8 protein-coding genes are annotated in these 7121 nt (G+C 36.7%); 5 read left to right on the plus strand and 3 right to left on the minus strand.

Translation table 11 applies throughout. From position 1 onward, the window contains the following. The 4 genes from ABMA79_RS02500 to ABMA79_RS02515 all read left to right on the plus strand — a co-directional run. Positions 1-912 (plus strand): DEAD/DEAH box helicase (locus tag ABMA79_RS02500; protein WP_393090015.1); only part of this gene is annotated, 912 nt, incomplete at its 5' end. A gap of 89 nt (positions 913-1001) precedes the next feature. Then, positions 1002-2312 carry an ATP-binding protein gene (locus ABMA79_RS02505; RefSeq protein ID WP_393090018.1) on the plus strand — a complete coding sequence of 437 codons (1311 nt, stop codon included), beginning with the start codon at positions 1002-1004 and terminating at the stop codon, positions 2310-2312. Next, positions 2309-2701: a response regulator gene (locus tag ABMA79_RS02510; protein WP_393090021.1), complete on the plus strand. Its 393-nt coding sequence runs from the start codon at positions 2309-2311 to the stop codon at positions 2699-2701. Before ABMA79_RS02505 ends, ABMA79_RS02510 begins: the two co-directional genes overlap by 4 nt. Positions 2702-2764: 63 nt before the next feature. Then, positions 2765-3604: a methyltransferase domain-containing protein gene (locus ABMA79_RS02515; RefSeq protein ID WP_393090024.1), complete on the plus strand. Its 840-nt coding sequence runs from the start codon at positions 2765-2767 to the stop codon at positions 3602-3604. On the opposite strand, the gene ABMA79_RS02520 is transcribed toward ABMA79_RS02515, so the two are convergent. Next, entirely contained in the window at positions 3601-5001 is a 1401-nt protein-coding gene (locus ABMA79_RS02520) for a hypothetical protein (protein WP_393090026.1), read from the minus strand. The two genes, ABMA79_RS02515 and ABMA79_RS02520, sit on opposite strands and share 4 nt — an antisense overlap. Before the next feature lie 116 nt (positions 5002-5117). Here ABMA79_RS02520 and ABMA79_RS02525 point away from each other — a divergent pair, with 116 nt between their 5' ends. Next, positions 5118-6032, plus strand: a complete 915-nt coding sequence (locus ABMA79_RS02525) for a hypothetical protein (RefSeq protein ID WP_393090029.1) — start codon at positions 5118-5120, stop codon at positions 6030-6032. Here the strand turns inward: ABMA79_RS02525 and ABMA79_RS02530 are convergent. Together ABMA79_RS02530 and ABMA79_RS02535 are read right to left on the minus strand one after the other, a co-directional pair. Then, positions 6029-6409, minus strand: a complete 381-nt coding sequence (locus tag ABMA79_RS02530; protein ID WP_393090032.1) for a response regulator — start codon at positions 6407-6409, stop codon at positions 6029-6031. The two genes, ABMA79_RS02525 and ABMA79_RS02530, sit on opposite strands and share 4 nt — an antisense overlap. Continuing rightward, a partial coding sequence (locus tag ABMA79_RS02535; protein WP_393090035.1) for an ATP-binding protein occupies positions 6399-7121 on the minus strand: 723 nt, incomplete at its 5' end. The genes ABMA79_RS02535 and ABMA79_RS02530, both read right to left, overlap by 11 nt.

The following is a 7121-nucleotide window of genomic DNA, read 5'->3' on the forward strand; positions in this document are numbered from 1 at the left end:
ATCATCTCATTTGCAAAGGGGACACACTTAAAAGCTGCCTTAATTATTGGAGGCGTTAGTAAAGATCCACAAATCGTTTCCATGAGTTCAGGTGTGGACATTGTTATTGCCACCCCTGGCCGCTTCATTGATCTCATGAATGATGGTGCCATTAAAGTTTCACAGACGGAGTTCTTTGTTTTAGATGAAGCCGATATGATGCTTGATATGGGGTTTTATGAAGGTGTTAATGACATTGCAAAAAAGATTCCGATCTTTCGTCAAACGGTTCTACTTTCGGCAACCATGCCAAAACAAATCGAGACCCTCGCGCATGCAATACTAAGAGATCCAATAAAAGTCGAGATTACTCCAGAGTCATCAACTGTTGATAAGATTAAGCAATCTGTTTATTTTACATTGGCCGAAAATAAGAACTATTTGCTCTTAAGTTTACTCGAAGATAAATCACAGTCTCGTATTCTTATTTTTTGTAAGGCCAAGTACGCTGTAGCTGAACTTGTCGAATTACTTAATCGTAGCGACATTAGTGTCGGAGAAATTCATAGTAACCTAACACAGGGGCAGAGGAATAAGGCCATTGAAGACTTCACAAATGGTGAGATACGAGTCCTCGTTGCAACGGATATTGCCTCTCGTGGAATTGATATTGATAATGTGGACATGGTCATAAATTATAATATGCCAGAAGATGCCACTTATTACGTTCACCGAATTGGACGTACTGCAAGGGCCAATAGAGAGGGAGCCGCTATATCCCTATGTAGCGAAAAAGACCTACCATTTCTTAGAAATATACAAAAGCTAATTGGAACGAAAATTACTCAGGTACTAGATCATCCCTTTCATCACGACTACCCCGTTACAAAACCTAAGTCTAAGAAGCGTTATCGTGGACGTCGCCGACGCTAGTTTTTAGGACAAACTTTTCTTTAGATTTCTTAAACCCATGTCTTACGCATTTCTCTTATAATGAAATATCATTAATTAAGTGAGGCAATATGCAAGGCCAAGGTGAGCATCAAGATAAATTCAAAATTATTAAAGAGATTTTTAATATTAATCAACACGTTAGTGGTGAAGAATATATTAAAGAGCTGTTAAAGAATATCGCTAAATATTTAGATATCGACTTCATCTTTGTAGGAAGACCAAAGGAAGGTAAATCTAGTGTGATCGTTACAGATTTTGCGATATCAAATGGCCAATTTATTGATAATCTTGAATATGATCTAGAAGGTACTCCCTGTCATGATGTTATCACCGGTAAGCGCGTTTGCATGCACGCTAATAATGTATGCTTAGAATTTCCAGAAGACCTAATGCTACAGGATATGGATGTTGATGCTTATATTGGAGCTCCAATACTTCTTCCCTCTGGAGACTTTCTTGGTTTAATTGTATTTTTAAGTACTAACCCTATTAAAGATCCTAGTTTTGTGGAATCTGCCGTCGACCTTTTTGCAAGTCGAATAGGAGTTGAATTGGCCATGATTAGCGCTAATCAACGAATTGATGATCTCAATGAGATAATTGCTAAGGAGGTGAAAGAAAAAGAGGAGATGATTAAGAAGACCCATGAGACACTTCTTGAACAAGAAAAACTTGCGGCCCTTGGCCGTCTGACAACAGGGATTGCCCATGAAATAAGAAATCCACTTAATCTTATTTTAAATGCTGGTAAGGTTGCTAGCTCCATTAATACACGTCTGATAGAAGGTGATAATAAGAGGCTAAAAGATCTCAAAAAGGCTCTCGATATTATCACAACTCATAGCTTGAGGATAAAGAATATCCTCGAAATTATGTTAGATACCCGAGTAAACGGTAAAAAGAGATATTCATTAAAGATGCTAGTTGAAGAGTCGTATAAGTATGCCCAACATGCTCTAAGTTTACACAATGATGGGGTTGAAATTAAGTTTGAGCACTCTCTAAATACGAGTGAGGACCTTCATGTTTTTACTAACGATATCCAATCTGTCTTTATTAACCTCTATGAGAATTCTATTTACGCTCTTCATAAGAAATTTAGTCGTTCACAAGGGCAGGCAATTCTCTCAGTTCATACATATGAAAAAGGTCAAGATATTCTAATTGAAGTTAAGGATAATGGTGTAGGGATTGCTGAGAATATATTAAATAATATTTTCGAACCATTCTTTACGACTAAATCGGGCCGAGAAGGTTCTGGCCTTGGTATGTCGATTATCAAATCAATTGTAGAAAAAAATAATGGCGAAATCTTTGTCGAATCAAAAGAAGGTGAGTTTACAATTTTTAAGATTCGTTTTCCTAAGGAGAGTTCATGATAAGGGTTCATGTCTTACTCGTTGATGATGAAGAGGATATCCTATTCATTTTTGAGCATATTTTTGAAGATTGGGTTAGAGCAAATAAGATGCTCCTTTCATTTTCAACTTCTGGTGCTGAGGCATTAAAAATTCTTGAAAGCGAAAATGGCCATGATGTTATCCTGATCCTGTCGGATATTAACATGCCAGGTCTCGATGGATTTGAACTCTTAAAGCAAGTGAATGAGAGATTTCCCAATATTGATACAATTATGATTTCTGGTTACTCAAGTGCTGCCTACCATAAGAAGGCATCTGAATTAGGAGCTCTTGACTATTTTGAGAAACCCGTCGACTTTGAAAAGCTTATGAAATTATTGACGGAGCGCTATCCAGAGTTAAACTAGAAAGCATTACATTATCCAATATTTTTAGTTACCTCATTTAGAAATAAGTGCTAGGTTGAAATCATGTTCTTTCAAAAATCTGATAAAAAATGGAAAAAGGTTCTAGCTGAACCAATCGATAAACAAAGTAAGTTTTTAAATAAAATTTGCAAGATCAATAAAAGAGACTCGCTTGTTCTTACAGAGCGATACTTCGATGGTATTGATTACCCGCTAATGGCCGAAATTTTTAAGTCTGTGAAGACGATCATTTCTCGTGGAGAGTTTGACCCTAGTTTTCGTGACTTAATTTATGACCGACTCCTACGTATTATTGATATTGAACACCTGTACCCAGAAGAATATGAAGATGGTAATGAGTGTAATGGTGATGATGATAATGTGATCTTTGGTGAAAATTACCATGTCTACACTGCTTGTTATGACGATCTTGATCTTCTTATAAACTTCATCAATTCAAGAGATGATATTAAGAGCGTATGTGATCTAGGATCAGGCACTGGCCGTGCTCTCTTGTATATGGCCCTTATGATGAATAAGAAATTGAATTATCTAGGACTTGAATTAGTCGATGAGAGAGTTCAATTTACAAACACTGTCTCTGAACATTTTCAATTAGATCACGTTAAATTTCAAACATGTGACTTCTTAGAAAATCCTGAAGCCTTTGCTGGCCATGATGTTTACTACCTTTATGATTCTGTCGGCACAGAGAATGTTCCAAGATTAGTTTCTCATTTTAAAGAGCTAATTGATTCTGGATCAAAATTCTACTTACTCTTTATTTCTGGTTGGGATGAGATCATGCTAAATGCACTCGATAATCTCTCTGGTCTAAAAAAGATAGAGTCCCATACTAGTCGTAAACAGGAAGGGCGTGTTGTAAATTTCTATAGTACTTAGAATCGATACTCAATACCTATACTAAAGCTAGTCTCAAACTCATTACTCTCTTGTCCCGTAAGGCTATACTGGTGTCTACGTTGATTGAGTGTTCCATTGTCTGCTTTTGCTTCAGCAAAGAAAGAGAAACCGTTCGCTCTACCAACATCATACTTTGACTTAATTGAGATACCTCGGCCATCTTGATCATTAAAATATGTTTTGACAGATGTTTGCCAGTCGTCAGCTTTATATGTAAAGCCCAGACCTACTTCGTTGGCCGATTCCCCTAAAAGAGATGTCTCAAAAGAGAAGTGATAAGTCATTCGAGATTGTGTTAGTAAACTAACTGAGATTTTTCCGCTAACTCCTTTCTCATTTAAGAATGCAGCAAATTCTGGCCAAGTGATCTCCCCAAGAGGTGTTTCAAAGGTATAGGTATCAGTGTAATGCTTATTCAGCATAATCTCATCACTAAAGGCATTCACAGCTTCCCAAGTTCTACCGGAAAGGAGAGTGGCCAAGAATGAGATATTGGAAATGAATTCCTTTGTTGAGTTGATTTCATCTTCTTCAATTAGGCCCTGTTGATGGAGGGCATGGGCATAGTGGGCCAAGTCGCTCATATTTGAGTTTGGGTCATACTGATAGTAAATAGTAGAGATGACTTTGTTTAAAATATAGTGAAGAGCATCACTTTGATCAAATCTTCGATTGATGATACTTTCTTCTGCAATATCTTCGGCCAAGCTTATCTGGGAATTAATTCCTGACGCTGATATTACTGCTTCCTGATTAGGTGTTGCCCTATCAATAGAGTAACTTACAGCTCCGCGATTATAGGTTGACATAAATGCCAGATAGAAAGCACCAACGCTATGATATGCTTCATCGCCAACCCATAATTGAATCTCTGTTCCACCAAACTCTTTTACAGCTTGTGCATGGGCCACCTCGTGAACTAAGGTATAATTTGTACGAGAAATCCACCAAGAGACTACTTGATGGGCCATGTTGATCGAGGCCCTTACAGCAGTATGCTCGTTATAACGTTTATGATCAGTGATAACGTTGTAAAACACTTTACTAACGTTTCTTATATTATGGTACCACTCGACGGCACCATCACGATTAAAGCGATTCTTAGAGAAGCTTAGAGTTGAGATTTTAAAATTACCAACACTTTCCGCTAGCTCATCAAGGTCTTGATCACTTAAGTCAATTCCGAAGTTACTCCCTGTTTCGTCAACAAGTACCTTAAATTCAAATCTCTCCTTATCTTGTTGAGATGCATAGACATTATCCTCTGCTGAGGTATTTGTGACCGCACAGTAACTAGACTGCTGTCCAAGAATTAGACAAAGAAATAGGGCGTACATCATGCTAACGATGTGATTTTTGGTATTTTTCAACTTCATGAAGATATATATCGCAAGTCTAATGCCAACTGATTCTTTGGATTTCTTGGAATATATAGAACTAATTTAAGTTTTATTAAATGCCTATGCCAAATAATATAGAGAGTGGAGGCATCATGAAAAAATTGGTTATCTGTTCAGACCTTCATGAAGGTTCTGAAAAAAATATTCGTTCAGGTTATAACTTTGCCAAAGCACTCGGGTTAAAACCTTCGCTCTATCATATTGATACAATCTCTCCTCAGCTAGAAAAACAATTTCACTCGACATCAACTCGTTCCCGTCGAATTAAGGATCCTGTTTGGAAAAAGAATATTGAAGAAACCTCACTTGAGATGGTTAATGCAACATTGGGACGACTCGATATTGCTAAAGAAGATATTGAATTTGAAAATTTTGAAGGCTCAATAAATGAAGGGATTGAGCACTTAAGTGAAGACCCAGAAATGGAAATCATATCGGTCGGTGCTAGTCATCACGGTGAACTTCATCGCTTCTTTCTAAATACATTTGCGGAGAAGTCATTGTTCAATTTAAATAGAGATGTACTCATCACTAAGACCTCTGTCGAAAATTTTAAGAAAATTACTTATCTAATACCTTATGAGTCTCTTGATGAGGAAAACCTTGCAACAGTCGCTAATTTAGCAAAGTGTAATAATGCAAAGGTACATATGGACTGTATCGTTCCATTAAATTTCGTTAGTTATAATTTAGAAGTCTTTCCTGATGGGCCTTATCCTAGAGAAGTCCTAACTAACGAAATGTCTGAACTTCATAAAGGGGCCGAAGATGAGTTACAAAAGGCAGTGGCAATCCTAAAAAAACAAGGGATTGATGCAAGTTATACGTTAAAGATGATTTTGAATGCTGAACCCGGACAGCGACTAGAAGAACTCATTAGAAGTGAAAAATCAGACCTTGTGGTTTTGAAACCCCAACACTATATTTTTGAGCACTTATCACTAGGAAGCGTAACGTTGGATATAATGAAAAAAACGGAATGCAACCTATATCTTCTCCATGTTTAGGCAACATCCTCTTCGATGGTTCTCTTTAATTCACTAAAGTCGACAGGCTTATTGAAGTAGTGTTTTACCTCAAGCTTGCTGACTTCTTCTAATGTTTTTTGATCTCCATATGCAGACATCATGTAGATTAAGATACTAGGGAATTGTTTTTTTACTTCTTTAACTAGTTCAATTCCATTCATATTTGGCATATTGATATCTGTCACAAGAACAGTGATATCATTTCCGTCTTCACTATGAAGCTTTTTAAGAGCATCTTCCCCAGAAAGAGCAAAGTGAGTCTTAAACTTTCCATCTAAGACATCCTCTTCGAAAATCATTTCAATAAGATCGAGTAGAGCCTCTTCATCATCTACAAATAGTATACTAGTCGCCATCACTATGCCTCCATCGCTCTTTCGGAATATTAAGGGTCACCTCTGTCCAGTGTCCAATATCACTCTTAAATGATATATCAATTTTATCATTTTGAAGCAGGAATTTTGCTATTGCAAGGCCTAGGCCTCCTCCTGTCTTTTGGGATGTTGAGGAGAAAAATGGAAGAGTAATATTTTTAACATAGTCTTCAGATATTCCAATACCAGTGTCGCGTATTTTAATTAAGAGTGCCTGGTTTGTTTTGTTAACTTCAATGCTAATTTTTATTTCTTTTTTAATATTTTCTTTTGCCTCTTTTATTGCGTTAATTGAGTTTTTAAGAATATTTTTTAGGGCCTGTATAAAATTTGGCCCAGTAATAAACAAATTATAATCCTTGATGTCCTCATTAAGAGTTAGCTTGATTTCTTGTTCTTTTAGCTCTTGCTTAAAGTCAATGGTCATACTCTTGTCGACTAGCTTCTTTACATTAAAGATTTCTTTTAGATTAGAGACAGAGCGAAATGTAAGGTCAATTGTCTCAACGATATCATTTATACGTTTGTTAGCATCCCTCATAACAGAGAGTAATGTTTCAATTCTTTCTAATCTTTGGTCTTTACGAAAAATCTCCGCTCTTAAAATTTGATACGAGTTTAATGTAAGAGTTAACGGATTTTTAAGTTCGTGGGCCATGCCCTTTGTTAGTTCAAGAATACGCTGAAAGTTGGC

The sequence above is a fragment of the Halobacteriovorax sp. HFRX-2_2 genome (genome assembly GCF_043196705.1).
GTDB lineage: Bacteria > Bdellovibrionota > Bacteriovoracia > Bacteriovoracales > Bacteriovoracaceae > Halobacteriovorax_A.

Excerpts from the sequence above, each read along its gene's own strand:
- ABMA79_RS02510 (WP_393090021.1), top strand. The coding sequence starts at position 2,309 with ATGATAAGGGTTCATGTCTTACTCGTTGATGATGAAGAGGATATCCTA.
- ABMA79_RS02505 (WP_393090018.1), top strand. The coding sequence starts at position 1,002 with ATGCAAGGCCAAGGTGAGCATCAAGATAAATTCAAAATTATTAAAGAG.
- ABMA79_RS02525 (WP_393090029.1), top strand. The coding sequence starts at position 5,118 with ATGAAAAAATTGGTTATCTGTTCAGACCTTCATGAAGGTTCTGAAAAA.
- ABMA79_RS02530 (WP_393090032.1), bottom strand. The coding sequence starts at position 6,409 with ATGGCGACTAGTATACTATTTGTAGATGATGAAGAGGCTCTACTCGAT.
- ABMA79_RS02520 (WP_393090026.1), bottom strand. The coding sequence starts at position 5,001 with ATGAAGTTGAAAAATACCAAAAATCACATCGTTAGCATGATGTACGCC.
- ABMA79_RS02515 (WP_393090024.1), top strand. The coding sequence starts at position 2,765 with ATGTTCTTTCAAAAATCTGATAAAAAATGGAAAAAGGTTCTAGCTGAA.